The organism is Burkholderiales bacterium, assembly GCA_015075645.1.
Lineage (GTDB): Bacteria > Pseudomonadota > Gammaproteobacteria > Burkholderiales > Casimicrobiaceae > VBCG01.
On the sequence record JABTUF010000011.1, the window covers coordinates 1 to 24,900 of the forward strand.

Genomic DNA, 24,900 nt, shown 5'->3' on the forward strand with positions numbered 1-24,900 from the left:
ACGCGCACGCAGAACTCGTTGCGCAGCCGCTCGGCGATCGCGAAGGTGGCCGAGCGGTCCGGATCGCACACGATCTGCACCAGGCCCTCGCGGTCGCGCAGGTCGACGAAGATGACGCCGCCGTGGTCGCGGCGGCGGTGCACCCAGCCCATGAGCGTGACGGGGCGGCCGAGGAACCTGCCGTCGACCTTGCCGCAATATTCGGTGCGCTTCACTTCGCTTCTCCTGCGGGATGCTGGGGGGCGGCGCGGCGGCCGCACGCGGTGCCGCTTCCGGGCACGCGGCGGCAAAGAGGGCCGTGCGCGCTCGTCAGTTGCGGACCGCCGCCGTCACGCTGGCGACGCCGGGGCGCGGGGGCGGCGCGATCGTGCCGCCCCGGGGGACGACCACGCCCATCGAGATGATGTACTTGAGCGCCTCGTCCACCGTCATGTCGAGTTCGCGGATGCGCGAGCGCGGCAGCATCAGGAAGTAGCCGCCGGTCGGGTTCGGCGTCGTCGGTACGTAGACACTGACGTGCTCACCGGGCAGGTGCGGCGTCACCGTGCGGTCGGGTGCGCCGGTCAGGAACGCGATCGTCCAGCTCCCCTCGCGCGGAAACTCGACCAGCAGCGCCTTGCGGAACGCGTTGCCCTTGTCGGACAGGAGGGTGTCGCTCACCTGCTTGACCGACGAGTAGATCGACTTGACGACCGGAATGCGGCCGAGCAGCGATTCCCACACCGTGATGAGGCGCGCGCCGAGGATGTTCGCGGCGACGACGCCGGTGACGAACAGGATCACGAACGACAGCAGGACGCCCAGGCCGGGGACATGGAAGCCGAGCAGGCGGTCGGGCTGCCACGCGTCGGGCAGGAGGCCCAGCGTCTGGTCGAGCGTCGACACCAGGAAGTGCAGCACCCAGATCGTGATGCCGAGCGGTGCCCAGACGAGCAACCCGGCGATCAGGTAGCGCTTCATGGCGTCGCGGCGTGTCCGGTCAGTGGCACGAACAGCCCGAGCCGCAACCGGTGGAGGCGGCCGCGGGCGCCGCGGCAGCGTCGCTCTTGTCGCCCCCCTTGGACTCCGTCGCCGCGGGCGCGTCGGACTTCGCGTCCGGCTTCGCGTCGGCCTTCGCGCCGACGCCGTCGGATTTCGGCTTCGAGCCGCCCTTGAAGTCGGTCGCGTACCAGCCGCTGCCCTTGAGCTGGAAGCCCGGGGCGGTCAGGAGTTTCGAGAGCGCGGGCGCCGCGCACTTCGGACAATCGACGAGCGGGGCTTCCGAGAGTTTCTGCAGGGCATCGAGCTGGTGCCCGCAGGCCGCGCAGCGGTAGGCGTAGATCGGCATCGGGGTCTCCGCGGGGCGCGATGCGCCCAAAACCTTTTGATTCAAAACGAGAATTATAGCGCGCCGGACAGGCAAGGTCGAGGCGGCTCCGCCGGGCGTGTCCCGGGTCGAGATGGAGGCTCTGCGCGTCGCTTCAACTTGATTTATCCTCGACCACGAGACCTTCGTCGGGAAGCGACAACGGAGATGAACGCGCTCTGGTTCTGGTGGATCGCGGCTGCGGTGCTGGTCGGTGCGGAATTGATGACGGGCACCTACTACCTGCTCGCCGTGGGCATCGCGTTGGCGGTGGGCGGCGTCGCCGCGCTCCTCGGAGCCTCGACGCCGATGCAGTTCGTCGCGGCCGGCGTGGCCGGGGTGGCGCTCACCATCGCCGCGCACCGCTGGCGCCTTCAGCGCGCGCTCCCACCGCAACAGCCGCCGCTCGACGTCGGCCAGGCGGTTCGCGTCGTGGGCTGGAACGACGACGGCACCGCGCGCGTCAACTACCGGGGTTCGCAGTGGACGGCGGAACTCGCGACGTCCGACACGCCGCGCGCCGAGACGATGTTCATCGTGGCGACCCGGGGCTCGGTCCTCGTCGTCGCCGACCGCCGCGACTGACGCGGCTCCACCGCAGGGGACCGCACCGATGCTCGGGATAGGCTCGTCGCTCTTCACCGTCGCGCTCTTCGTCGTCGCGCTGATCGTCATCGTCCGCGCCATCCGCGTCGTGCCGCAGCAGCACGCGTGGGTCGTCGAGCGCGTCGGACGGTTCTACGCGGTCCTCGAGCCCGGCCTCAACTTCGTGATTCCGTTCGTCGACCGCATCGCGTTTCGGCACGACCTGCGCGAGATCCCGCTCGACGTGCCCTCGCAGATCTGCATCACCAAGGACAACACGCAGTTGCAGGTCGACGGCATCCTCTACTTCCAGGTGACCGACCCCAAGCTCGCGAGCTACGGGTCGTCGAACTACATCATCGCGATCACCCAGCTCGCGCAGACGACGCTGCGCAGCATCATCGGCCGGATGGAACTCGACAGGACCTTCGAGGAGCGCGAGCAGATCAACGCGAACGTCGTCGCGGCCCTCGACGAGGCCGCGCTCAACTGGGGCGTCAAGGTGCTGCGCTACGAGATCAAGGACCTGACGCCGCCGGCCGAGATCCTGCGCGCGATGCAGGCGCAGATCACCGCCGAGCGCGAGAAGCGCGCGGTCATCGCGACCTCCGAGGGCAAGAAACAGGAACAGATCAACCTCGCCGAGGGCGCGCGCGAGGCGGCGATCGCCCAGTCGCAGGGCGAGAAGCAGGCCGAGATCAACAACGCGCAGGGGCAGGCGGCGGCGATCCTCGCCATCGCCGAGGCCAACGCCAAGGCGATCCGCCAGGTCGCCGAGGCGATCGAGTCACCGGGGGGGATGCAGTCGGTCAATTTCAAGATCGCCGAGCAGTACGTGGCCGCGTTCGGCAACCTCGCGATCAAGTCGAACACGATGATCCTGCCGACCAATGCGGCCGACGTGGCGGGCATGATCGCGACCGCGATGTCGGTGATCCGGCAGCCGGGTCCGCCGAAGGCCGGGAGCTGACATGGATCTGCGCGGGAACGCGTTCCTCGTCACCGGCGGCGCGTCGGGCCTCGGCGCCGCGACCGCGCGGATGGTCGCAGATGCCGGCGGGCGGGTCGTCGTCGCGGATCTCAAGGAGGGCGAGGGGCGCGCGCTCGCGCACGAACTCGGCGCACACGCGCGCTTCGTGCGCTGCGACGTGACCGACGAAGCGAGCGGTCGGGCGGCGGTGAAGGCGGCGGTCGACGCGTTCGGCGGCGTGCAGGGGCTCGTCAACTGCGCCGGCATCGTCCACGCCGAGCGCATCGTCGGCAAGGACGGCCCGCACACGCTCGCGGGTTTCCAGCGCGCGATCGCGATCAACCTCGTGGGGACGTTCAACCTGATCCGCCTCGCCGCGCAGGCGATGTCGGGCAACGAACCGAACGCGGAAGGTGAGCGGGGCGTGATCGTCAACACCGCGTCGGTCGCGGCGTTCGACGGTCAGGTCGGGCAGGCCGCCTACGCGGCGTCGAAGGCGGCGGTCGTCGGCATGACGCTGCCGATCGCGCGCGAACTCGCGCGTCTCGGCATCCGCGTCATGACGATCGCGCCCGGCATCTTCGAGACGCCGATGATGGCGAGCCTCACGCCGGAGGTGCAGGCCTCGCTCGGGAAGATGGTGCCGTTCCCGCCGCGCCTCGGGCGTCCCGGCGAGTTCGCGCAGCTCGTGCGCGCGATCGTCGAGAATCCGATGCTGAACGGCGAGACGATCCGCCTCGACGGCGCGATCCGGATGGCGCCGAGGTAGCGGCGTCGCTGCGTCGGCGAGGGGCCGGCGATGCGCGGCGAAATGGATCGCACCGACTCGTCCGCCGGCCCTGCGCTCGACTCGGGTCGCATCCCCGCGAAAAGCGCGGGGCCCCTGCTCCGCCTCGTCGATCGCCCCACGCCAGCGACGGGGATCGACGACGCGAGTTCGCGATCGCCGCGGGCGGCCGACGCTGGCTGGCTCGCATTTCGATGATGCCGCAATGAGGCCGCGCGGAGCGGATCGACGACGCGCGTTTGAGATCGCCGCTGGAGGCCGGTCAGTCGCGCCGCACCAGCGCGATCCCGATGAAGGCGATCGCGACGAAGATCGCGAGCGTCCAGCCGGCGATCGACAGGCCGAGGAACACCCAGGCTTTTTCGGCGCACTCGCCCGATCCCTCGAGCACCCGACGGATCACGTCGAGGAACGGCATGGTGTCGAGCATGTAGGAGAGTCCCATGCCGCACGCGGGCACCTGGTCCTTCGGCAGCGACTGCAGCCACACCTGCCGCCCGGCGAGCGCGGCGCCGATCCCGGCGGCGAGCACGAGCAGCAGGGCGTAGATCCAGGCGCCGAGACGGCCCGGCTCGTGGAAGACGCCGACGAGGAACACGAGGCCGATCGCCACGAACACCAGGCGCTGGAACATGCACAGCGGGCAGGGCTCGAGTCCCTCGCCGTACTGCAGCCAGAAGGCCCAGCCGAGGAGGCCGGCGCAGAAAAGGAACCCGAGCGCGAACGCGAGCCGCCGGCGCGGCATCAGGATGAGCGCGAGCGAGGTGATGCCGAGCGCCATGACGGCGACCTGCCACATCGAGGCCGCGAACGAGACGCCTTCGCCCTGCAGGAGCGAGATCGCCTGCTGCAGCAGGACGGCGAGGGCGACGACGAGTCCGACCCAGGGCAGCGGCACACCGAGACGTTCCATCACGCGTTCTCCGAGCGGGCGAGCGCCTGGTCCAGATCCCACAGGATGTCGTCGATCGACTCGAGGCCGATCGACAGCCGGATCATTTCCGGCGTCACGCCGGCGGCCCGCTGCTCGGCTTCGTCGAGCTGGCGGTGCGTCGTCGACGCCGGATGGATGACGAGCGACTTCGCGTCGCCGACGTTCGCGAGGTGCGACAGGAACTCCACGGCTTCGATCACGCGCTCGCCCGCCTTCGCACCGCCGTTCACGCCGAACGTGAGGATGCCGCCCGCGCCGTTCGGCAGGTAGCGTCGCACCCGCGCGTCGTCGGGTTGGCCGGGCAGGCCGGGGTAGCGCACCCACGCGACCGCCGGATGCGTCGCGAGATGCCTCGCGACCGCCATCGCGGACGCGCTGTGGCGCGGCATCCGCAGGTGCAGCGTCTCGATGCCCTGGAGCAGCAGGAACGCCGAGAACGGCGAGAGCGTCGGACCCAGCGTGCGCATCGTCTCCATGCGCGCCTTCATCGTGAACCCGAAGTCGCCGAAGGTCTCGTAGAAGCGCACGCCGTGGTAGCCGCGCGAAGGCTCGGTCATCTGCGGGAAGTTGCCGTTGTCCCACGGGAACTCGCCCGACTCCACCACGATGCCGCCCATCGTCGTGCCGTGGCCGCCCAGGTACTTGGTCACCGAGTGGACGACGAGGTCGGCGCCGTGCTCGAACGGGCGGCAGAGGTACGGCGAGGCGAGCGTGTTGTCGATCACGAGCGGCACGCCGCGTTCGTGCGCGACCTCCGCGAGCGCGGCGATGTCGCAGACGTTGAGCTGCGGGTTGCCGATCGTCTCCGCGTAGAGCGCCTTCGTGCGCGGCGTCATCGCGGCGCGGAACGCGCCGATGTCGTCCGGATCGACGAAGGTCGCGTCGATGCCGAACTGGGCGAAGGTCACCGCGAGCTGCGAATACGAGCCGCCGTAGAGCGTGCGCGCCGCGACGATGTGGTCGCCCTGCCGCGCGAGCGTCAAGAGCGTCACCATCTGCGCCGCCATCCCGGTCGCGCAGGCCAGCGCCGCGCGGCCGCCTTCGAGCGCGGCGACCCGCTCCTCGAGCGCCGCGACGGTCGGATTGCTGATGCGCGAGTAGACGTTGCCGAAGGTCTGCAGGTTGAAGAGCGACGCCGCGTGGTCGGCGCTGTCGAACACGAACGACGTCGTCTGGTAGATCGGCAGCGCGCGCGCGCCGGTGGCCGCATCGGGGATCTGCCCCGCGTGCAGGCACAGCGTGTCGAAGCCGTAGGTGCGGTCGGGCATGGACCGGAATTCTACGTCCCCCGGCGCCGGGCGGGCGCCGGAGGCCGTCGATCGAGGGTCAGGCGGGCCGCCGCGCCGAGATCACGCCGGTGTTGACGCCGCACCAGTTGAGCCCGCCCAGGATGCGCGCGTGCTCGATCTTCACGCAGCGGTTCTGCACGACGTCGAGGCCGGCGTCGGTCGCGATCCGCGCGGCTTCGTCGCTCGCCACGCCGAGCTGCATCCAGAGCACCTTCGCGCCCTTCGCGACCGCCTCGCGCGCGATCGAGGGCATCTCGCTCGCGCGCCGGAAGGCGTCGACGATGTCGACCGCCTCGGGAATCGCCGCGATCGACGGATGGCAGCGCTCACCCAGCACCTCCTCGTACTGCGGATTCACCGGGATCACGCGGTAGCCGTGCTCCTGCATGTACTTCGCGGCGAAGTACGACGGCCGATGCCAGTGCGCGGACAACCCGACCACCGCGATCGTGCGATGGTTCGCGAGGATGCGCCGGAGGCCGGCGATGTCGTCGACGATCCTGCCTCGCGCGAGCGTGCTCATTGCTGCGTGTACTCGCCCCAGTTCGGGTTGTTGCGGTACGGGTAGTCGTTGTGGATGCGCCGTCCCGACGAGATCTGCCGGTCGAGGCCGCCGCCGAGCGACGGGTAGTCGCCCGGACCGAATGTGCGGCAGGTACCGCGGAACTCCGAGTCGCTGCAGAACATCCAGTAGCCGCGCTCGACGCGCATGGACGCGGCGCGGTCGTTGAAGCCGGTACGCGCGAGGTTGTCGACGACCTCGTCGGAGATCGCGAAACTGCGCCCGCCGAAGCCGGGGTACTCGAACAGGATCACGCGCCCCTGATTGCCCCACTCGGGAGGCGGGCGCCCGCCGGGGCTTCCGGGACCGCCCGGTCCGCCGCCCACCGGCCGCAGCGACGACACCTGCCCGGAGAGGTATCCCAGGTTCCCGACTTCGCCGGGCCCAAAGGTCTGGCAGCCGCGGTAGCCTTCGTCCATGCAGACTTCCCAGACACCGCTCTGCACGATCATCGACCGGGCGCGGTCGTTGAATCCGGTCCGCCCGAGGTTTTCCGCGGGGCCCTGCACCGCGTACGAGCGCCCGCCGAAGTTGTAGTCCTCGAAGAGCGTGACCGCGCCGCGCGAGCCGCCGCCCCAGTTGCCGCCGCCGAGCTGGCGCGCCGAGGAAACCTGGTTCGCGAGCCCCATCTGGCCGAGGTTCCGGTATTCGCCCGGCTCGAGCGTCACGCAGCGGCCACGGAAATACGCGTCCGCGCAGAGCTGCCAGGTGCCGTTGCGGATCACGACCGACTCGGCGCGGTCGTTGAAACCCACGTCGTTCATGTTCGAGACCGAGTAGCTCACCCCGAACCGGCGGCCGTTGAAGTCGTAGCTTTCGAAGAACAGGATGTCCTGGGCGAAGGCCGAGCCCGCGGAGAACGCGAGAACGGCGGCGGCGTGGCGCATGGCGAAGGGCATCGAAGGATCCCGACGGGATTGCGGAAACGTCAATCTAACGCACTCCGGCGCTTCCGGGTGCACGCGGCCGGCCGCGACCCTCAGACCTCGGTCGTGCCGCCTTTGCGGATCGTCGCCACCAGGATCGGCGGGGTGAGGAGCGTCGTCAGGATCACGACGACGATGATCATCGAGAACACGTCGTCGGGCACGACACCGAGGGCCTTGCCCGACACCGCGAAGATGAGGCCGACCTCGCCGCGCGGGGCCATGCCCCAGCCGACGAGCCACTTGCGGACGCGTCCGGCGCCCAGTCCCGCGACGAGCTTGCCGGCGAACGCGACGACGGTGATCGTGAGCCCGACCGCGAGGATGTGCAGGTCGAACAGGGTCTCGAGGCGCACCTGCATGCCGGTGAACACGAAGAACAGCGGCACCAGCAGGTGGCCGACCGGCTCCATGAGCACCTGCAGGCCGTGCTTCTCGTGGCGGCCGAGCACGCCCTCGATGCGTTCGCGCGCGGGTCCGGGCAGTTCCGAGGCCGCCTCGCGTACATCGCGCGCGAGCGCAGGGCCCGCGAACCCCTTGAACTGCACGTCGTCGAGCACGAGCCCCGCGGCGAACGCCCCGACGATCGGCGCGAGGCCGATCGCCCAGGCCGCCCATGCGAAGGTGAGACAGGTCGCGATCAGCACCGCCACTTTCATTCCCGTGCCGGTCTGGATCGCCGAGAACAGGGCGCCGAACCGCGGCGCGGCGAAGCGCCCGAGTACCAGGGCCGCGATCAGGAACAAGAACGCCTTGGCCGTGATCCAGGTGATCCCCAGCGCATCGACGCTGCCCGACGAGACGATCGCCGACACGACGGCGAGAATGATGAGGCCCATGACGTCGTCGATGACCGCGGCCCCGAGCACGATCTGGGCTTCGCGCGAACGCAGCACGTTCAGGTCCTGGAACACCCGGCCGGTGATGCCGACCGAGGTCGCGGTCAGCGTCGCGCCGACGAAGAGGTGCCCGTTGAACGACAGCTCCGGCATCAAGAGCGGCCCGACGACCCAGGTGCCGAGCACGAACGGAGCGACCACGCCGATCGTCGCGACGACGAACGCCGGTACGCCCACCTTGCCCATCGCCGACAGCTCCGATTCGAGTCCGATCTGGAACAGCAGGACGACGACCCCGAGTTCGGAGAGGAAATGCAGGATCGGGTTGGCGATCAGTTGGCCCTGGACCAGCGGGTCGAGCCAGGGGAGCCCTGCGAGGTACAGATTGCCGATCGCCACGCCGATCAGCAGTTCGCCCAGCACGGCCGGCTGGCCGATGCGCTCGACCAGTCCCGCGACCTTCGCCGCCACGAGCAGGAGGCCGATCGCGAGGAACGTGACCGCGGTCTGGGCGCTCACCCCGGCTGCCAGGGCCTCACCCGGCAGGGCCGAGGCCATGACCAGCACCACGAGGGCGGCAAGGCGGTGCCGGTGCCGTTCGAGACCGGTGGGCGGTCCGCTCGAGGACGGCTGTCTCGGGAGGTCGGCGGGCTCGGGCGCTGTGGGTGGACGCATGCGGATACGGGGCCGGTGGCGATGGCCCGGTTTCGACGCTGCGGTTCCTGCTCCGCGAGGGCCGGCGCGGGGCCCGGGCATTGTATCCGTCAAGGCGCGGAACGGGGCCGGGCGCTTTCCGGCTTGATCCTTGCTTGTGCCCTACACGGTTGCAACATCCGCCGGTTCGGCAGCCTGGAAGCCTGCCCGATCCCCAGGCCGGCAGTTGCCGAACGCCGAACCGGCGGAGAATCGGACCCGGAGCCCGAAACCCGCATGGCCCTGCAACGCATGCCGCTGCGCACCGACATCGCGACCGTCCAGACGGACGGCGATGCGATCGAGCGCGGCAACCTGCAGGCGCTCTCGCAGCGCAAGCTCAATGCGCTCGGCCTGCCGGTCGCCTACGTCGACCGGTCGTTCCACTACCGTTTCGCCAACCGCGCGTTCCTCGATTGGCTCGGGCGGCGTTCGGAGGAGGTGCTCGGCCGCGAGATGGTCGAGGTGCTCGGCCGCGAAGTCTGGACGCTCTACCGGGCCTACTCGGAAGCCGCGCTGGACGGCGAGCGGACCGGTTTCGAGCGGCAGCTCGTGACCGCCGGGCGGCCGACCGTCTGGATCCGAGTCGACTATTACCCGGATCGCGCGCCCAACGGACGGGTGCGCGGCTTCCTCGTCACCTACAGCGACGTCGACCACCTGAAGCGCCTCGAGCTCGAGGCGGGCCAGCGCGAGCACCGGCTGCGCATGGTCACCGACAGCGTCGGCGTCCCGATCCTCTACGTCGACCGACAGCTCAAGATCCGTTTCGCGAACAAGCCGGTCGCGGACTGGATCGGCGTCGCCGCCGACGACCTGCTCGGACACGGTCTGCGCGACGTCCTGCCGGCGGAGTCGCTGCACGATATGAGCGCTTCGCTCGAACGCACCTTCGCCGGCGCGGCCGTGACCTACGAGCGTCGCGAGAAGAAGGCGAACGGCGAACCGCGCTGGATGCGCGTCACGCTGTTCCCCGACCGCGAAGTGACCGGTCGCACCGGCGGCGCGTTCGTCGTGATGAACGACATCGAGGACGACGTGCGGGTCCGCGACGCGCTGAAGGGGCAGCAGGCGCAGCTGCGGCTCTTCGCCGACAACATCCCCGGTCCGATCGCCTACCTCGACCGCGCGTTGCGCTACACCTTCGTCAACCAGGCGTTCGCGAATTTCGCTTGCCGGCCGCAGGAGGAGATCTACGGCCGGACGCCCGCGGAGGTCCTGCCGTCCGAGGTGGCCGGGTTCCTGCGGCCGGTGCTCAAGCGCGCGCAGGACGGCGAGCACGTCGAGTACGAGCGCATCGGAACGATGCCGGGCGGCGACAAGCGCTGGATGCACGGGCGCGTCGCGCCGGATTTCGACGCGACCGGCAAGGTCCGCGGGCTCTATTGCACCGAGTACGACATCGACGACCTGAAGCAGACCGAGCAGGCGCTCGCGACCCGCGAGCAGCAGCTCCGGCTCTTCACCGACAACATCCCCGAGCCGGTCGTCTACCTCGATTCGAACCGCCGCTACCTGTTCGTCAACGAGGCGTTCCTGAAGCTCTACGGATACCGGCGCGACCAGGTGATCGGTCGGACCACCGACGAGGTCCTGGGCGACGAGGCGACCGAGATCCTCGCGCCCAGCCGCCATCGCGTGATGGCGGGTGAATCGGCGACCTACGAGCGGGAGGTCATCGACGCGCAGGGCCGCCGGCGCTGGATCCGCGCGCGCTGCGTGCCCGACCTCAACTTCGACGGCACCGTGAAGGGCGAGTACGTCGCCGGCCACGACATCACCGATCTCAAGGTCGCGCAGGACGCGCTCGCCGCGCGAGAGTCCCAGCTCCGCGCGATCATGGACGGTGTCCCGGCGCCGGTCGCCTACATCGACCGCGAGGAGCGCTGTCACTACGTCAACCGCGCGTTCGTGCAGTACTTCGGGCTCGCCGTCGAATCGCTCCCGGACCTGAAGTTGCGCGACGTCGTCGGCCACGGAATCTACGAGAGCGCGCAGGCGATGGTCGCGCGCGCCCTCGAAGGCGAATCGACGGCGTTCGATCGCCTGATCCCCGGCGCGAACGGCGTGCGGCGCTGGATGACGATCCGCGTGGTGCCCGACAGCGGCCCGGCCGGCGAGGTTCACGGCGCATTCGTGCTGATGAACGACATCCACGGGCTCAAGCAGGCGCAGGAAGCGCTGCGGGCGTCCGAGGACGAGCTGCGGCTCATCATGGACAACGTGCCGGCGCGCGTGGCGTACATCGACCGCGACCTCCGCTACCGCTTCGTCAACGGCCGCAACGAGGCCTGGCTCGGCGAGTCGCGCAAGGACCTGAACGGACGAAAGCTCGAGGACGTGATCAGCCCGGCGCGCCTTGCGCTCCTCGCTCCGCTCCTCGCGCGCGTGCTGAAGGGCGAGACGATCGCCACCGAGATGCTGCTGCCCCAGCACGGCACCGGAGAGCCGCGATGGGAGTCGATCCACTACGCGCCCAACCGCGACGCCGACGGCAACGTCGTCGGCGTCTACGCGGTGCACGGCGACATCCACGACGAGAAGCGCAACGAGGAGGCGCTGCGCCGCGTCAACTGGGAGCTGTCGAGCCACATCGGCAACACGCCGCTGGCAGTGCTCGAATGGGACCGGTCGCAGAAGCTCGTCCGCTGGTCGGAGCAGGCGCGCAACATCTTCGGCTTCGAGTCCTCCGAGGTGCTCGGACTCTCGCTCACCGACAACCCGATGCTGCACGAGGACGCGTCGCCAGGCATGGCCGACATCGTCGGCAAGCTCATGTCCGGCGCCGAGCCGCGCGCGACCGGCCTCACGCGCAACCGGCGCAAGGACGGCACGGAGATCTGGTGCGAGTGGTACCACTCGGCGCTCGTCGGCGACGACGACCAGATCGTCTCGATCCTGTCGTTCGTTCAGGACGTCTCCGCGCGAATCCGCGCGGAGGAGCGCCTGCAGCACATGGCGACGCGCGACGCGCTGACCGGCCTGCCGAACCGCCTGCTCCTGCACGAGCGGCTGTCTCAGGCGATCGCCCAGGCGCGCCGCGGCGGCCGGCGGGTCGGCGTCCTGTTCATCGACCTCGACCGGTTCAAGAACGTGAACGACACGCTCGGCCACCGGATCGGCGACGAACTCCTGAAGCAGGTGACGCGCGCGGTCACCGGCGCGCTGCGCGAGACGGACCTGCTCGCGCGGCTGGGCGGCGACGAGTTCATGGTCATCGTCGAGGACTTCGACGACCCGCAGGTGCTGGGCCGGATCGCGCAGAAGCTCCTCGACGCCATCGTGCAGCCGTTCCGCATCGAGGAGCACGACATCTACGTGACCTCCTCGATCGGGATCGCGGTGTATCCGGACGACTCCGACGACCCCGACGAACTCTTCAAGCACGCCGACGTCGCGATGTACCGGGCGAAGGAACTCGGGCGCAACACCTACCAGTTCCTCGACGCGAACCTGGCCGAGCATCGGCTGCGCCAGCACACGCTGGAGACCGCGCTGCGCGCGGCGTTGAAGGAGGGCAAACTCGAGCTGCACTACCAGCCGGTCGTGGACATCCTCGACCGCGCCGTGGTCGGCGCCGAGGCGCTCTTGCGCTGGCACGACGAAGAGCACGGCGACGTGCCGCCGCAGACCTTCGTGCCGCTCGCCGAGGAGGCCGGGCTCATCCATTCGCTCGGCGAATGGGTGCTTCGCACGGCGGCGGCGCAGGTCGTCGCGTGGCGGCGCTCGGGCCTCCCGCTCAACGTCTCGGTGAACCTGTCCGCCCGGCAGTTCTACCGCGAGGACCTCGCGCAGCGCATCTTCGAGATCGTCCGTTCGGCGGGCTGCGAGCCCTCCTGGCTCGAACTCGAGGTCACCGAGACCTCGCTGTTGCACGACCTCGACGCGATCCGCCGGGTCCTGCACCAGTTGCGCGACCACGGGTTCCGCGTGGCGATCGACGACTTCGGCACCGGCTATTCGTCGCTGACCCACCTGAAGCGCTTCCCGATCGACACGCTCAAGATCGACATCTCGTTCATCGCCGACCTCGAGACCGATCCGGGCGACGCGGCGATCACCGAGGCGATCATCGGCCTCGCGCGCGGCCTCGGCCTCAAGGTGGTCGCCGAGGGCGTCGGCACGCGCGAGCAGCTCGAGTTCCTGTCGGCGCGCGGCTGCCACTGCTTCCAGGGCTTCTGGGTGAGCAAGCCGCTGCCGCCGGAGCGGTTCGTCGAGTTCCTGCGCAAGCGGACGACGTAGCGGGAGCGGCGCCCGCCTTGCGCGCCGACGGAAGCGCAGCACGCGAGGTCACTGCGCTGCGAGGTGTCTGCTGATCGCCTCCGCCACGGCTTCCCACCCCGGCTCGAGCATCAGCATGTGCGCGAGTCCCGGCAGGATCGCCGCCTCGACGCCGTGGTGGCGCGCCGTCGCGCGGACCTCGTCGGGCGAGCAGATGCGGTCGTCCTCGGCGCCGATCACCGCGAGCGGCGTACCGTTGCGCTCCGGGGTCACCCAGTGCAGGCGCAGCGACAGGTCGAGGATCGCGCGCGGCGACTCGGCGGCGATGTGGTCGGCCATCGAGGCGAGCGTCGCCGCATCGACACGGTCGCTGAAGTAGAACGGGCGCAGCGCTGCGAGCACCTCGGCGGACAGGCGCGTCGGGTCGAGCCGCATCATGTGCATCAGCGCGTCGGGGCGTTCGACCGCGAGGCGCGCGGCGATCGTCGCGAGCCCGGTGGGCGGGACGGGCGCGAGCAGCACGGCGCCGCGGCGCGGGTGCGTGGCGATCATCCGCTCGACGATTGCGGCGCCCATCGAGTGGCCGACGAACACCGGCGGCTCGGGGAGCATGCCCGCGACGCGCTCGACATCGGCGGCGTAATCGTCCAGACCGCTCGCGAACAGGAGTTCGGCGCCGCCGCTGCCGCCGTGGCCGCGCAGCGACAGCGCGTGGGCGGGCCAACCCCGCTCGGCGAACCAGCCGAGGAAATGCCGCGTCCAGCACCAGCCGTCGGTGTAGCCGCCGTGGACGAAGAGCAGCGGCGGGCGCCGCGAGCGCGCACGGGGCGCGCGCGAAAAGGTCTCGAGGCGGGGTTCGGTCGGGAGCAAGGGCCGGGCAGGACTTAGAATCGACGGATGCGCGCGATCGAAGCGGCCGCCATTCTGCCAGAGTCGGGTACGGAATCGGACTACGACCCCGGCTGCCGGCGCTGCCGAAGGCTCGCCGCGTTCGTCGACCGGGTGCGGCGCGACCATCCGGACTACTGGTGCCGGCCGGTGGCGCCGTTCGGCCGCCCCGACGCGCGGCTCCTCGTCGTCGGGCTCGCGCCCGGGATGCACGGCGCGAACGCGAGCGGACGGGCCTTCACCGGCGACCACGCGGGCATCCTGCTCTACGAGACGCTCTTCGACTTCGGCTACGCGACGGCGAAAGCCGCGACCGCGCGCGACGACGGGCTCGAACTCCTCGACTGCCGGATCTCCAACGCGGTGAAGTGCCTGCCGCCGGACAACCGGCCGTTGCCCGCCGAGGTGCGCGAATGCAGCCGCTACCTCGCGGTCGACCTCGCGCGCCTGCGCGAGGGGGCGGCCGTGGTCGCGCTCGGCCGCGTCGCGCACGAGGCCGTGCTGAGGGTGCTCCGGACACCATTGCGCGCGCACCCGTTCGCGCACGGCGCGAGGCACGCTCTCGATGCCGGCCGGATCGCGATGTTCGACAGCTTCCACTGCAGCCGATACAACACGAACACCGGGCGGCTCACGCGCGCGATGTTCCGCGACGTGTTCCGTGCCGCGTCGCTCCACCTCGGCCGGACGCCGCCGCGCGCATGACGAAGGTGCCCTCGCGCCATCGGAAGTCGCTCGACGCGGCCTCCGTCGAGCCGGCGTTCGACGCGGCCGAACTCGTCGCGTCGCTGCCGCACCTGCCCGGCGTCTACCGGATGTTCGACGGCGAGGGCGGTGCCCTCTACGTCGGCAAGGCGCGCGATCTGCGCAAGCGCGTCGCGAGCTACTTCCAGAGGTCCGGCCACGAGCCGCGCATCGCCTCGATGATCGCGCAGGTCGCCCGCGTCGAGACGACGGTCGTGCGCTCCGAAGGCGAGGCGCTGCTCCTCGAGAACAACCTGATCAAGGCGCTGGAGCCGCGCTACAACATCCTGTTCCGCGACGACAAGAGCTATCCCTACCTCTGCGTCACCGGCGACACGTTCCCGCAACTGCGCTTCCACCGCGGCACGCTCGACCGCCGCCACCGCTATTTCGGGCCGTTCCCGAGCGCGGGCGCGGTGCGCGAGGGCATCGCGACGCTGCAGAAGGTGTTCCTGCTGCGCACCTGCGAGCCCTCGGTGTTCCACAACCGCTCGCGGCCCTGCATGCTCCACCAGATCCGGCGCTGCACCGCGCCTTGCGTCGGGTTCATCGGAGAGGCCGAATACCGGGACGACGTGCAGGCCGCGGTGCTGTTCCTGCAGGGCAAGACCGGCGAGGCGCGCGAGCGCCTGCGGACGCAGATGGAAGCCGCCTCCGCCGCCCTCGCGTTCGAGCGCGCGGCCCGGCTGCGCGACAAGATCGCGCGGCTCGCGGAACTCCAGTCGCGGCAGTTCGTCGAGAGCGCGACGGCCGGCGACATCGACGTGGTGGCGGCGGTCGAGGAAGGCGGCATCGCCGCCGTGAACGTCGTGATGATCCGGGGCGGGCGCCACGTCGGCGACCGGACCTACTTCCCGCGCCAGGCCGAGGCCGGGAGTCTCGCCGAGGTCGTGCAGGCGTTCCTCGCCCAGCACTACCTCGAACGCCCGGTTCCGCCGACGATCATCGCGCCGGAAGCCGGCGAACGCGAGGTGCTGCAGGAGGTGCTCGGCGCGCAGGCGGGGCGCGAGGTCGAGATCGTGCGGAACCCCGGCGGCGAACGCCGCGTGTGGCTCGCGATGGCCGCGGAGAACGCGGTGCTGTCGATCCGCCAGCGCCTCGCGCAGAAGGCGACGGCCGAGGAGCGGCTCGCGGCGCTGGTCGACGCGCTCGGCCTGCCGGGGAGCGTGCAGCGGATCGAGTGCTTCGACGTCTCGCACACGATGGGCGAAGCCGCCGTCGCGTCGTGCGTGATCTTCGACCAGCTCGCCATGCAGTCGGGCCAGTACCGCCGCTTCAACGTCGCGCCGCCGGTCGGCGGCGACGACTATGCGGCGATGCGCGAGGCGTTGAGCCGGCGCTGCGCGAGAATCGTCGCGGGCGAGTTTCCCTCGCCCGACCTCCTCGTGATCGACGGCGGACGCGGGCAGGTCGCCGTCGCCGCGGACGTCCTCGCGGAACAGGGGCTGCACGGCGTGCCGCTCGTCGGCATCGCCAAGGGCCCCGAGCGCAAGCCCGGCCTGGAGGAGATCGTCTTTCCGGGGCGCGACGATGCGCTGACGCTCCGGTCCGACCACCCCGGGCTGCACCTCCTGCAGCAGATCCGCGACGAGGCGCACCGCTTCGCGATCCAGGGCCACCGCGCGCGTCGCGCCAAGGCGCGCACGACCTCGCCGCTGCAGGACATCGCCGGCGTCGGGGCCGCGAAGCGCAAGGCGCTGCTCACGCACTTCGGCGGGCTCAAGGGTCTCGAGAAGGCGAGCGTGGACGATCTCGCGCGCGTGCCCGGCATCAGCCGTGCGCTCGCGCAGCGCATCTACGCCGGGATTCACTGACCGCGCGTGGCGGTCCCGTTGGCGCGCGCCTGCGCGAGCTGTCGCTTCAGCCGGAATTCCGGATTGTCGGGCGCGAGCGCTTCGGCGCGCGCATAGCAGTCCGCGCTCTCGGCGTAGTGCGCGAGGCGGAACGCGCACAGCCCGGCCGCCGCCCAGGCATTCGCGCCGAAGATCGACGTGTCCCATGCGGTGTCTTCGCACAGGACATCGGCGTGGATCGCGCCGAGCGCGGCGAAGATCGGCAGCGCGCCCTGCGGATCGCCGGCGTCGAGGCGCGTGCGTGCGTCGAGCCACATGAGCGCGTGGTCGCGCGGGAAACGGGCGCGGGCCTCGTCGACGACGGTGCGCGCATCATGCCCGCGATCGACGAGGAGCGATGCGAGATGCAGCCACGGCAGCACGTCGCCGGGCTCGGGTGTCACGCGCGCGGAGGCCGATGCAATCGCCGCGCGCCACGCGCGCTCGGCGCCCGCGTCGTCTCCCGACGCGAGCAGCACGAGGCCCAGGTGGTCGCGGCTGTAGACGTGGTCCGGTTCGACCGCGAGGCGCGCCTCGAGCAGCGGACGGTTGCGCCGGTGCTTCGCGGCGAGGTCGCCGTCGTAGCCGAGATGGTCGATCGCGACCTCGCTCGAGGCGATCGTCGCGCCTTCGCGCGCGCGAAGCTCGTCGAGCGCGGGCAGGATCGACTCGTGGATCGCGCCGCGGAAGCGAAGCTCGCTCCGGCGGCGGAACAGGCGATGCTCGCGGTAGCGCGTGAAGCCGGTTTGCGGCCGGAAGCGCACGGTGCAGGCGATCGCATGCGGATCGGCGAGCAACGGCGCGAGCCTCGCGCGATCCCAGGACGCGACGCGCTCGTCGGCGTCGATGTAGAGGATCCAGTCGCCATGGGCGGCGTCGATGGCGGCGTTGCGCGCGGCGGCGAAGTCGTCGGCCCAGCGATGCTCGATGACGACCGCGCCATGCGCACGCGCGATGTCGCGGGTGCGGTCGGTCGAACCGGTGTCGGCGACGACGATCTCGTCGACGCGTCCGGCGAGCGAGTCGAGGCAGCCGGCGAGGAAGCGTTCCTCGTCGCGGACGATCAGCGAGGCGGAGACGGTCGCGCCGGAACCGGCGCGGGTCGGGAGCAAGGCGGATCGCGGGCGGCGGTGGCCGCCCGCGCGTGACGATTCAGCCTGCGTCGCGGTCCTTGCGATTGCGGCGTCGGCGCAGCAGCAGCGCGCCCGCGGCGCCGACCGCGCCCGCGGCCGCGGCGAGCCCGAGGCCGCTGTCGACCGGAACTTGATACGAAATCGTCTGGTTCGACGACTGCGCCTGCGCGACTCCGCCCAGGTTCTGCATCGTGTAGGACGCGATCACCGGCGCGGCGTAGACCGCCGTGCCGAGCAGGATCTTGCGCAGCGCCTCGCGCCGCTCGGGCGCATAGCGCGCGATCAACCGTTCGATCTTCGGATTGGAGCCCATCGTATGCCTCTCCTTGCGGGGGCGCCTCTTGGCGGGCGCGGGCCGGACGGCCACAACCCGCCAAGCATACAGGGACTTACCCGGCTTGGGGCGGGCGGACCGTCACGAGACGCTCGGACAGGAGACGGGCGAGACAGGCCTCGACCTCGGCCACCGGGTCGGCATCGAGGCGAAACGCCGCGGCGAGCAGCTCCGGAAGCTCGTCCACCCGTGTTGTACCGTCGCAACACTGGAGCACGAAGGCCGCCGATCCGTTCAGGAAGTGGAGCCGGTCGGCGGCGGGATCGTAGACGACGTATCCCTCGGGCACCTCGCGGATCTCGAGGTCGGAGGCGCGCGTCGGCAGGCTGTCGGCGGAGAGGGTCATGGTCGAAGGGCGGACAGGAGGCGGTTGGCCGGCCGGGCAGCGTTCGGAGCGCCCGCGGCGAGCGCGATGGTATCGTGGCCCGCATGCCCCCCGACATCCGATCCGCGAATTCGCCCGCCGAAGGTCTGTCCGCGGCGATGCGGGCACGTCTGCGCCAGCGGGTCGAGTCCGCGATTCCCGCGCTGCACGGCTGGACGACGGTGGACAAGGGCGCGCGGATGGCGGAGATCGTCGTGGAGGCAGCATCGGCCCGGTCGGTGGAGCTGGGCGTCTTCGGCGGGCGCGGCACGATCTCGCTCGCGATCGGCCACGAGGCGATCGGCGTGGGCGAGGTGCTCGCGATCGACCCGTGGGAGGCCGCGGCGTCGCTCGAAGGCGAGAACTCGCGCGAGAACGACGAGTGGTGGGGGAAGCTCGACCACGAGGCGATTTACGCGAGCTGCCTCGAGGCGCTCCGCGCGAGCGACGTCGAGCGCTGGTGCCGCGTGCTGCGCGAGCGGTCCGTCGAGGCGGTGCGCCGGGTCAGCGATGCGTCGGTCGCGGTCCTGCATCAGGATTCCAACCACTCCGAGGCGGTGTCCTGCGCCGAGGTCGAGCAATGGGTGCCCAAGCTGCGGCGCGACGGCTGGTGGATCGCCGACGACACCGACTGGGCCACGACGCAGAAGGCGCAGGCCCGCCTGGTCGAACTCGGGTTCCGCGCGGTCGAGGATCACGGGAACTGGAAGGTGTTCCGGAGGCGATGAGGGCGAGCGCGATCAGCATCGTGTACGCGACGGTGCGGCACGATCCGGGATTCCGCTGGTTCGCGGACGCTCTCGCCCGACAACTCGGCGACGGCGACGACGTCGAGGTGATCGTCGTCGACGCGCACCATTCGCGCGAGCGCACGCGCATCTTCCGGGCCGCCGCGGCCGGGCGCTTCCCGCTCCTCCACGTTCCGGCGAAGCCGTCGCCCTACCAGGGCCGCTGGCGGAGAACCACGCGCGACCTCTTCGCCGCCGCCAGCGCGCGCAACACCGGCATCGTCCACGCGCGCGGACGCTACGTCGTCTTCGTCGACGATTGCGCGGTGCCGGGGCCGAACTGGTGGCGAGCGGTGCGGCGCGGCGCGGTGCACGGCGAGGTCCTCGCGGGCGCCTACGAGAAGCGCTTCGGCATGCGCGTGCGCGACGGCCGGATGGTGGCGAGCCGCCGCGCGGGCCGTTCCATCGACTCACGCTGGACCCACGGAAGCGATGTCGGGCCGGTGCCGATCGGCGGAGGCGGGCTCTACGGATCGAGTTTCGCGGCGCCGCGCGAGCTCTTGCTCGCGGTCAACGGACTGGACGAGATGTGCGACGCGATCGGCGGCGAGGACTACCAGCTCGGGCTGCGTCTCGAGTTCGCCGGGGCGCGCGTGTACTACGACCGCAGCATGCTGATGATCGAGAGCGAGGAACTGGGACGCGCCGGTCCGTCGTACGGACGCCCCGGACGCACGCTCCCCGCGGCCGCGTACGCCGAACGGCTCGCGCTGTTCGGCCTTCGCCGTCGCAGCACCGACGGCGAATCCGACGCCGCGCACATGGTGCTCGACGTCGTGCTCGGCCTTCGTTCCTGGGCCACGCACGGCAACTACTACTGGCTCGCCGACCTCACGCCCGCGGCGCTCGACGATACGGCGCGCCGCTTTCCCCACGCCTACTGGTTCGACGATTGCCCGCTCGCCGCACTCTGACCCGACGCATCGTCCGGCGCCGCATCGTGTCGCGCGGCGAGTTGCCGGGCAGCGACGGCGGCGTCTACAACCCCGGGGCCGTGCGGGGCGACGAGGGCATCGTGCTGCTCGCACGGCGCGAGATCGACTATCGATTCACCTCCGTCGTCCATCCCGAGCGCATCGTCGTCGACCCGCGGAGCTTCGAGATCGTATCGCACCGCACGCTCGCGCGCCGCGGCTACCCGGAGGATTCCCGGGTCGAGGATTTCCGCCTGATCCGCCACGACGGCCTCGTGCTCGCGGTGCACACGCTCGTTCGGCCGGGCGGGCGCATCCGGCCGATGATCTCGGTGGTGGGCGAGCGCAGGCTCGAGCCGTGGGACGCGCTGGAGCTGCCGTTCGAGACCGAGCGTGTCGAGAAGAACTGGGTGCTGTTCGAACACCAGGGCACGCTGTGCTGCCTGTACCGGCTCGATCCGCTGACGATCCTCGCGCGCGAACGGGGCCGGTGGCGCACGGTCGTCCGGCGCGACAACGGCTGGAGCGCGGACTTTCGCGGCATGCTGTCCAACTCCGCGAACCTCGTGCCGTTTCGCGACGGCTACCTGGGGTTCTGGCACAGCATCGTCGACGGCCGCTACGTGCAGGGCGCGATGACGCTGACGCCGGAGCTCGCGATCGGCGCGGCGACCGGCGTGCTGCTCGACGGCCGCGATGCGGCGCCCGGCCACAAGCCCGGCGTGCTCTACGTGAGCGCGCTCGTCGCCGACGGGGGCCGCGTGCTCGCGTTCTACGGCGAGGGCGACGCGCATTGCGGTGTCGCGGTCCTCGATGCCGGCGAGCTCGCCGCCGAACTCGACCGCAGCCCGTTCGCCGAACGAGCGCCGATCACCGTGCGCCTCGAGCCCGCGTCGATGGGCGAGCTCTACCGCGCGATGGTGCGCCTCGACCGCATGACGACGCGCGGGACGCCGCGCCCGCTGTGGGTCGACGTGCCCGACCGATCGCTGCACGAGGCGGTGAGGCGTTTCGGGGTGCGCGGACTCGCGCTGCGCAGTCTGGACGGACGCGAGCGCGACTACGACGTCGAGTCGCTCGGCGCCACGCGCGGGTCCCCTGCCGCGCGCCGCGCGCGCCGATCGTAGGCGCCCACGATCGCGCGTCGCGCGGGCAGCTCCACGCCACGCCGGGCGAGGTGCGCCAGCGCGAGCAATGCCGCCGCGAAGGCGAGCGCCGCCGGGATCGCGCCGATCGCCGCGACGAGCGGCAGCCACACCGGCGTGCTCGCGAGCGGCGCGTGGACGAGGTAGGTCGCGTAGCTCAGGTCGCCCAGATGGACGGCGCCCCGCGTCGACAGGATGCGCGAGACCGCGCCGCGCCCGGGGGAGAGCGCGATGAACAGCAGCGCGAACGCCGGCGCCGCCGCGATCTGCGCGAGCCAGTCGGCCACGCCCGGTCCCACGGCGATCGCGGCCCGGGGCACCTTCGGGAGTCCCGCGAGCGAAATGGCCGTCAGCGCCAATGCGGCGGCTTCGAGCGCAGTCGCGGCGACGATGCCGGCGGGGAGGCGCGGGCGGCATGCCGAATACGCGCGCGCGGCGACCATGCCGAGCACGAACTCGACCAGACGCGCGGGCGGAAAGAAGTGGTCGAGCGTGTACCAGTTCACCTGGTCGAGCGGTAGATCGGCGCGCGGGCCGCCGATCGCGTTGGCGAGGAGCGGTGGTGCGAGGCTCACCGCGAAGGCGAGCGCGAGACTGCGCCACGGCGCGAGCCGGACCGGGGCGAGGAGCAGCGGAAAGGCCGCGTAGAAGAACACGTCCACCGACAGCGTCCATGCCGGCCCGTTGTAGGCGCCCGAGTAGCCGGCGATCGGAATCCACGACTGGAGCAGCGCGAACGACGCGAGCGCCGCCAGCCACGGGTCGATCCCGACGTGGAGAATCCTGCTGGTGGGGAACAGCAGGATCGTCGCGAGCAGGACCGCGGCGTGGAGCGGCCAGATGCGCGCGAAACGCAACGCGAGGAAGCGTCCGACGGCAGCGCGATCGTCGAGGGCCGGGTAGTTGTAGCCGAGCACGTAGCCGGACAGGACGAAGAACAGCGACACGCCCGCATTCGCGGCGAAGAGGAACGGCGCGCCGGGCACCCAGCCGAACAGCGGCGCGGCGTGGCCGATCACGATGAGCGCCGCCGCGACGAAGCGCAACGGCGTCAGGGCGTCGAGGCGCGGCGGCAACGGGTGCGGAGAACGCGGGGTGTTCCCGTCCACCGGGAAGCGGCGCGGCCGATGCGGCGGGGGCGGGTGGTCTGCGGGCACGGAGGAGGACGTCGGGCAGGCGACGGCGCCGGCGGATCATCGCAGGTTTCGCCTCGACTCGAGCGCATCGCCGCCCGCCGGACAGGTGCGCGCGGTAGAATCGGCGCGACCGCTCGCGACGATCCGCCATGGCGCTCAACGTTCCGACCGCGCTCACGTGGCTCAGGATCCTGCTGATCCCGGTCTTCGTCGGCGTCTACTACCTGCCCGACGCGTGGCTCGCGCCCGCCGGCAAGAACTGGCTCGCGATGTCGATCTTCGCGATCGCCGCGCTGACCGACTGGCTCGACGGCTGGCTCGCGCGAAAGCTCGGCCTGACGAGCGCCTTCGGCGCCTTCCTCGACCCGGTCGCCGACAAGTTGATGGTGGCGGCGGCGCTGATCCTGCTGGTCGCGCTCGGGCGCGCGCACGCCTACCTCGCGATCATCATCATCGGACGCGAGATCGCGATCTCGGCGCTGCGCGAGTGGATGGCCGAACTCGGGCAGCGCCGCAGCGTCGCCGTCGCGTTCGTCGGCAAGTTGAAGACCGCAGCGCAGATGACGGCGATCATCGCGCTCCTGCTCTACGAGCCGCTCATCCCCGGCGTGCCGACGCCGCTCCTGGGCACGGTCGCGCTGTGGATCGCCGTCATCCTCACGCTGTGGTCGATGTTCCACTACCTGCGGCTGGCGGCGCCGTACTTCCGCTCCGATCGCTGACCGGGCCGTGACGTCCGACGCGCGGCCGACCCCGGGGCGCGGGGCAGGAAGACGAGCCGCTGCGGGCGCGTTGGCCCGCGATCCGGCGCGATGCTATAATCGAAGGCTGTTCCCCGATAGCTCAGTCGGTAGAGCGACGGACTGTTAATCCGCAGGTCCCTGGTTCGAGCCCAGGTCGGGGAGCCATCCTGCTTTATGTCCAGCGATAGCACCTACTAACTGGGGTCTATTAATAGACCCCATTGGGGTCTATTTCGACCCCGCGATCATCGGTCTTTCGTTCGGGCGCACTGTCTCCGGTATCAACTCCTTCAAGTAGATCTCCGTCGTCCGAACACTCTTGTGACCGAGCAAGTGCTGCAGCTCGCGGATGGGTCGACCCGCGCGGTATTCGTCGGTGGCACCCTTCGCGCGCAGATCGCGCAAGCCAAAGTCGCTCACGTTTGCAGCGATGCAATGGCGACGGAACATCGACGTGAGTCCGTCCGTCGTATAACGGTCTCCGTCTTCGCGATGCACGAAGGTACTGCGGACAACCGACGCGGCCAGGCACTCGTCGATGATCTTGGCGAGCTCACCGACGATCTCGATTTCCACTATGACTCGCGTCTTGCCGCGCGAAAAACGCAATACGCGTTCACCATTGGACCGCCGAAGGATGTTGCGAGGTCCAAGCGCCAGTATGTCAGCGGGCAGCGCGAGCGTTCGCACAGCTAAGGCCATCGCGCGTCGCACCGCGGCGCCGGCGCTGGAATAGACGGCAAGATACTCCTCATTGGTAATCAATCGTTCGCGGCGCATCTTACGCGGGCGCTTGACCTCACGGCACGGATTGGATGATGCGCGTCCGGATTCAACCGCGTAAGCCATGGCTGCAGACAGACAAGCCATCTCATTTCGAACGTGCCGCGGCGCATCTTGCGCGCGTGCATCGCGGAACGCGGCAACATGCTTCGGCTCGAGTGATTTGATCGGGAAGTGTCCGAGACCAGCCTTTAGTATTGCCGCATCCTTGGCGTAATCCTTGGCCGTGCGCTTCGCCATCGCTTCAGCCTTGACCTTGCCAGGACACACTATGCCGGTGAATATATCGAGCAACCAGGCAACCGTGTCGGATCTGCCGCCATCGCGCTTCCAGGCCGCATATCCCTGCATCGCCTCAACGTAATCCGTCCCGAAATAGACCCAAGGGCTGCCGCGCAGCCGCGCGCGATACTGCCGGCGATGCTTGTACAGGCCCGCTGGCAATGGCTGTTCACGCTTAAGATGTGTGCGGCGCCGTCCCATGCCTTCCCCTGATGGCCTGAACATTGACCTCGAGTTGTTGCACGACGTCGTGAGCGGCCACCCCTCCAAGCGCCGCGGTTGCCGCATCTTTGGCGACAAGCAGCACCCCGTCGGAAGGGTGAATCTTGAACGGAATGCCCAAGCGGCGCAACACGCGCGCTTGCGCCGCGGGGCGCTCGCGTCGCGTGAGCTCAGCCAGATCGGAAGGAGAGAGTATCAATTGCCTTTCTCAATCGCCAACAGAAATTTTGTAGGAGGGGAACCGGGGAATGCACAACGCTATGGGTTGCGTTACGGAAGCAGAATAGTCGTCCGCCGCGGGAGAGCAGAGCTTCCCCGCTCGGAAGGTCCACGCTTAACGCCGCGAAGGGGTGTGGTCGCACGCGTCGCCGCGCGCGCGAAAAAGAAAAGGCCCTCGGTCCTTGCGAACTGAGGGCCTTGCTGCGTGATGCGCCGTCGAGT

General features: G+C 70.3%; 25 protein-coding genes and 1 tRNA gene. 11 read left to right on the forward strand and 15 right to left on the reverse strand.

Annotated features, from left to right (window positions below):
• The 3 genes from HS109_20470 to HS109_20480 form a co-directional block, all read right to left on the reverse strand.
• Nucleotides 1-152: hypothetical protein (locus tag HS109_20470; protein ID MBE7524723.1), on the reverse strand; the 152-nt coding region annotated here is incomplete at its 3' end.
• Nucleotides 153-309: 157 nt separating this feature from the next.
• Entirely contained in the window at nucleotides 310-960 is a 651-nt protein-coding gene (locus HS109_20475; protein ID MBE7524724.1) for a DUF502 domain-containing protein, read from the reverse strand.
• Between the two features lie 19 nt (nucleotides 961-979).
• Entirely contained in the window at nucleotides 980-1,327 is a 348-nt protein-coding gene (locus tag HS109_20480; protein ID MBE7524725.1) for a zinc ribbon domain-containing protein, read from the reverse strand.
• Nucleotides 1,328-1,513: 186 nt separating this feature from the next.
• Between HS109_20480 and HS109_20485 the strand changes: the two genes are divergently transcribed.
• The 3 genes from HS109_20485 to HS109_20495 are packed head-to-tail and all read left to right on the forward strand — an operon-like array spanning nucleotide 1,514 to nucleotide 3,669.
• Nucleotides 1,514-1,930, forward strand: coding sequence for an NfeD family protein (locus tag HS109_20485; protein MBE7524726.1), 417 nt, complete (start codon nucleotides 1,514-1,516; stop codon nucleotides 1,928-1,930).
• A gap of 28 nt (nucleotides 1,931-1,958) precedes the next feature.
• Nucleotides 1,959-2,900 carry a paraslipin gene (locus HS109_20490; GenBank protein MBE7524727.1) on the forward strand — a complete coding sequence of 314 codons (942 nt, stop codon included), beginning with the start codon at nucleotides 1,959-1,961 and terminating at the stop codon, nucleotides 2,898-2,900.
• A 1-nt stretch (nucleotide 2,901) separates the two neighbouring features.
• The gene (locus tag HS109_20495) at nucleotides 2,902-3,669 is read left to right on the forward strand and encodes an SDR family NAD(P)-dependent oxidoreductase (protein ID MBE7524728.1); all 768 of its coding nucleotides are present in this window, start codon (nucleotides 2,902-2,904) and stop codon (nucleotides 3,667-3,669) included.
• Between the two features lie 280 nt (nucleotides 3,670-3,949).
• On the opposite strand, the gene HS109_20500 is transcribed toward HS109_20495, so the two are convergent.
• The 5 genes from HS109_20500 to HS109_20520 form a co-directional block, all read right to left on the reverse strand.
• Entirely contained in the window at nucleotides 3,950-4,432 is a 483-nt protein-coding gene (locus HS109_20500; GenBank protein MBE7524729.1) for a disulfide bond formation protein B, read from the reverse strand.
• A gap of 167 nt (nucleotides 4,433-4,599) precedes the next feature.
• Nucleotides 4,600-5,889, reverse strand: a complete 1,290-nt coding sequence (locus tag HS109_20505) for an O-acetylhomoserine aminocarboxypropyltransferase/cysteine synthase (GenBank protein MBE7524730.1) — start codon at nucleotides 5,887-5,889, stop codon at nucleotides 4,600-4,602.
• Nucleotides 5,890-5,947: 58 nt separating this feature from the next.
• On the reverse strand, nucleotides 5,948-6,433 hold the full coding sequence (locus tag HS109_20510; protein ID MBE7524731.1) for a CoA-binding protein: 486 nt from the start codon (nucleotides 6,431-6,433) through the stop codon (nucleotides 5,948-5,950).
• Nucleotides 6,430-7,371 carry a beta/gamma crystallin family protein gene (locus HS109_20515; protein MBE7524732.1) on the reverse strand — a complete coding sequence of 314 codons (942 nt, stop codon included), beginning with the start codon at nucleotides 7,369-7,371 and terminating at the stop codon, nucleotides 6,430-6,432. Before HS109_20515 ends, HS109_20510 begins: the two co-directional genes overlap by 4 nt.
• 80 nt (nucleotides 7,372-7,451) lie before the next feature.
• The gene (locus HS109_20520) at nucleotides 7,452-8,795 is read right to left on the reverse strand and encodes a cation:proton antiporter (protein ID MBE7524733.1); all 1,344 of its coding nucleotides are present in this window, start codon (nucleotides 8,793-8,795) and stop codon (nucleotides 7,452-7,454) included.
• 372 nt (nucleotides 8,796-9,167) lie between these two features.
• Between HS109_20520 and HS109_20525 the strand changes: the two genes are divergently transcribed.
• Nucleotides 9,168-13,172 (forward strand): PAS domain-containing protein, encoded by a 4,005-nt coding sequence (locus HS109_20525; protein MBE7524734.1) that lies wholly within the window; start codon nucleotides 9,168-9,170, stop codon nucleotides 13,170-13,172.
• 48 nt (nucleotides 13,173-13,220) lie between these two features.
• On the opposite strand, the gene HS109_20530 is transcribed toward HS109_20525, so the two are convergent.
• Nucleotides 13,221-14,021: an alpha/beta fold hydrolase gene (locus tag HS109_20530; GenBank protein MBE7524735.1), complete on the reverse strand. Its 801-nt coding sequence runs from the start codon at nucleotides 14,019-14,021 to the stop codon at nucleotides 13,221-13,223.
• Nucleotides 14,022-14,048: 27 nt separating this feature from the next.
• Between HS109_20530 and HS109_20535 the strand changes: the two genes are divergently transcribed.
• Together HS109_20535 and uvrC are read left to right on the forward strand one after the other, a co-directional pair.
• Nucleotides 14,049-14,744 (forward strand): uracil-DNA glycosylase, encoded by a 696-nt coding sequence (locus HS109_20535; GenBank protein MBE7524736.1) that lies wholly within the window; start codon nucleotides 14,049-14,051, stop codon nucleotides 14,742-14,744.
• A complete protein-coding gene (uvrC, locus tag HS109_20540) occupies nucleotides 14,741-16,597 on the forward strand; it encodes an excinuclease ABC subunit UvrC (protein ID MBE7524737.1) in 1,857 nt (618 codons plus the stop codon). The genes HS109_20535 and uvrC overlap by 4 nt, the downstream gene beginning before the upstream one ends.
• Here the strand turns inward: uvrC and HS109_20545 are convergent.
• From HS109_20545 to HS109_20555, 3 genes are all read right to left on the reverse strand, one after another.
• The gene (locus tag HS109_20545; GenBank protein MBE7524738.1) at nucleotides 16,591-17,727 is read right to left on the reverse strand and encodes a glycosyltransferase; all 1,137 of its coding nucleotides are present in this window, start codon (nucleotides 17,725-17,727) and stop codon (nucleotides 16,591-16,593) included. The genes uvrC and HS109_20545 overlap by 7 nt on opposite strands.
• A gap of 40 nt (nucleotides 17,728-17,767) precedes the next feature.
• Nucleotides 17,768-18,061, reverse strand: a complete 294-nt coding sequence (locus HS109_20550) for a hypothetical protein (protein ID MBE7524739.1) — start codon at nucleotides 18,059-18,061, stop codon at nucleotides 17,768-17,770.
• 76 nt (nucleotides 18,062-18,137) lie between these two features.
• On the reverse strand, nucleotides 18,138-18,428 hold the full coding sequence (locus HS109_20555; GenBank protein ID MBE7524740.1) for a PqqD family protein: 291 nt from the start codon (nucleotides 18,426-18,428) through the stop codon (nucleotides 18,138-18,140).
• Between the two features lie 137 nt (nucleotides 18,429-18,565).
• Between HS109_20555 and HS109_20560 the strand changes: the two genes are divergently transcribed.
• Genes HS109_20560 through HS109_20570 form a run of 3 tightly spaced genes read left to right on the forward strand, consistent with a single transcriptional unit; the run spans nucleotide 18,566 to nucleotide 21,275 of the window.
• Nucleotides 18,566-19,174 carry a class I SAM-dependent methyltransferase gene (locus HS109_20560; protein MBE7524741.1) on the forward strand — a complete coding sequence of 203 codons (609 nt, stop codon included), beginning with the start codon at nucleotides 18,566-18,568 and terminating at the stop codon, nucleotides 19,172-19,174.
• Nucleotides 19,171-20,148, forward strand: coding sequence for a glycosyltransferase (locus HS109_20565; protein ID MBE7524742.1), 978 nt, complete (start codon nucleotides 19,171-19,173; stop codon nucleotides 20,146-20,148). The genes HS109_20560 and HS109_20565 overlap by 4 nt, the downstream gene beginning before the upstream one ends.
• Nucleotides 20,127-21,275 carry a hypothetical protein gene (locus HS109_20570; GenBank protein ID MBE7524743.1) on the forward strand — a complete coding sequence of 383 codons (1,149 nt, stop codon included), beginning with the start codon at nucleotides 20,127-20,129 and terminating at the stop codon, nucleotides 21,273-21,275. Before HS109_20565 ends, HS109_20570 begins: the two co-directional genes overlap by 22 nt.
• Here HS109_20570 and HS109_20575 read toward each other — a convergent pair.
• The gene (locus HS109_20575; GenBank protein MBE7524744.1) at nucleotides 21,209-22,402 is read right to left on the reverse strand and encodes an acyltransferase; all 1,194 of its coding nucleotides are present in this window, start codon (nucleotides 22,400-22,402) and stop codon (nucleotides 21,209-21,211) included. The genes HS109_20570 and HS109_20575 overlap by 67 nt on opposite strands.
• Before the next feature lie 176 nt (nucleotides 22,403-22,578).
• On the opposite strand from HS109_20575, the gene pgsA reads away from it, so the two are divergent.
• Entirely contained in the window at nucleotides 22,579-23,151 is a 573-nt protein-coding gene (pgsA, locus tag HS109_20580) for a CDP-diacylglycerol--glycerol-3-phosphate 3-phosphatidyltransferase (protein MBE7524745.1), read from the forward strand.
• 110 nt (nucleotides 23,152-23,261) lie between these two features.
• Nucleotides 23,262-23,337, forward strand: a tRNA-Asn gene (locus HS109_20585).
• A 63-nt stretch (nucleotides 23,338-23,400) separates the two neighbouring features.
• Here the strand turns inward: HS109_20585 and HS109_20590 are convergent.
• A complete protein-coding gene (locus HS109_20590; GenBank protein ID MBE7524746.1) occupies nucleotides 23,401-24,438 on the reverse strand; it encodes a tyrosine-type recombinase/integrase in 1,038 nt (345 codons plus the stop codon).
• A complete protein-coding gene (locus tag HS109_20595; protein ID MBE7524747.1) occupies nucleotides 24,413-24,658 on the reverse strand; it encodes a DUF4224 domain-containing protein in 246 nt (81 codons plus the stop codon). Before HS109_20595 ends, HS109_20590 begins: the two co-directional genes overlap by 26 nt.
• Nucleotides 24,659-24,900: the final 242 nt, after the last annotated feature.

Excerpts from the sequence above, each read along its gene's own strand:
- HS109_20475 (MBE7524724.1), bottom strand. The coding sequence starts at position 960 with ATGAAGCGCTACCTGATCGCCGGGTTGCTCGTCTGGGCACCGCTCGGC.
- HS109_20480 (MBE7524725.1), bottom strand. The coding sequence starts at position 1,327 with ATGCCGATCTACGCCTACCGCTGCGCGGCCTGCGGGCACCAGCTCGAT.
- HS109_20485 (MBE7524726.1), top strand. The coding sequence starts at position 1,514 with ATGAACGCGCTCTGGTTCTGGTGGATCGCGGCTGCGGTGCTGGTCGGT.
- HS109_20490 (MBE7524727.1), top strand. The coding sequence starts at position 1,959 with ATGCTCGGGATAGGCTCGTCGCTCTTCACCGTCGCGCTCTTCGTCGTC.
- HS109_20495 (MBE7524728.1), top strand. The coding sequence starts at position 2,902 with ATGGATCTGCGCGGGAACGCGTTCCTCGTCACCGGCGGCGCGTCGGGC.
- HS109_20500 (MBE7524729.1), bottom strand. The coding sequence starts at position 4,432 with ATGCCGCGCCGGCGGCTCGCGTTCGCGCTCGGGTTCCTTTTCTGCGCC.
- HS109_20505 (MBE7524730.1), bottom strand. The coding sequence starts at position 5,889 with ATGCCCGACCGCACCTACGGCTTCGACACGCTGTGCCTGCACGCGGGG.
- HS109_20510 (MBE7524731.1), bottom strand. The coding sequence starts at position 6,433 with ATGAGCACGCTCGCGCGAGGCAGGATCGTCGACGACATCGCCGGCCTC.
- HS109_20515 (MBE7524732.1), bottom strand. The coding sequence starts at position 7,371 with ATGCCCTTCGCCATGCGCCACGCCGCCGCCGTTCTCGCGTTCTCCGCG.
- HS109_20520 (MBE7524733.1), bottom strand. The coding sequence starts at position 8,795 with ATGGCCTCGGCCCTGCCGGGTGAGGCCCTGGCAGCCGGGGTGAGCGCC.
- HS109_20525 (MBE7524734.1), top strand. The coding sequence starts at position 9,168 with ATGGCCCTGCAACGCATGCCGCTGCGCACCGACATCGCGACCGTCCAG.
- HS109_20535 (MBE7524736.1), top strand. The coding sequence starts at position 14,049 with ATGCGCGCGATCGAAGCGGCCGCCATTCTGCCAGAGTCGGGTACGGAA.
- uvrC (MBE7524737.1), top strand. The coding sequence starts at position 14,741 with ATGACGAAGGTGCCCTCGCGCCATCGGAAGTCGCTCGACGCGGCCTCC.
- HS109_20550 (MBE7524739.1), bottom strand. The coding sequence starts at position 18,061 with ATGGGCTCCAATCCGAAGATCGAACGGTTGATCGCGCGCTATGCGCCC.
- HS109_20555 (MBE7524740.1), bottom strand. The coding sequence starts at position 18,428 with ATGACCCTCTCCGCCGACAGCCTGCCGACGCGCGCCTCCGACCTCGAG.
- HS109_20560 (MBE7524741.1), top strand. The coding sequence starts at position 18,566 with ATGCGGGCACGTCTGCGCCAGCGGGTCGAGTCCGCGATTCCCGCGCTG.
- HS109_20565 (MBE7524742.1), top strand. The coding sequence starts at position 19,171 with ATGAGGGCGAGCGCGATCAGCATCGTGTACGCGACGGTGCGGCACGAT.
- pgsA (MBE7524745.1), top strand. The coding sequence starts at position 22,579 with ATGGCGCTCAACGTTCCGACCGCGCTCACGTGGCTCAGGATCCTGCTG.
- HS109_20590 (MBE7524746.1), bottom strand. The coding sequence starts at position 24,438 with ATGGGACGGCGCCGCACACATCTTAAGCGTGAACAGCCATTGCCAGCG.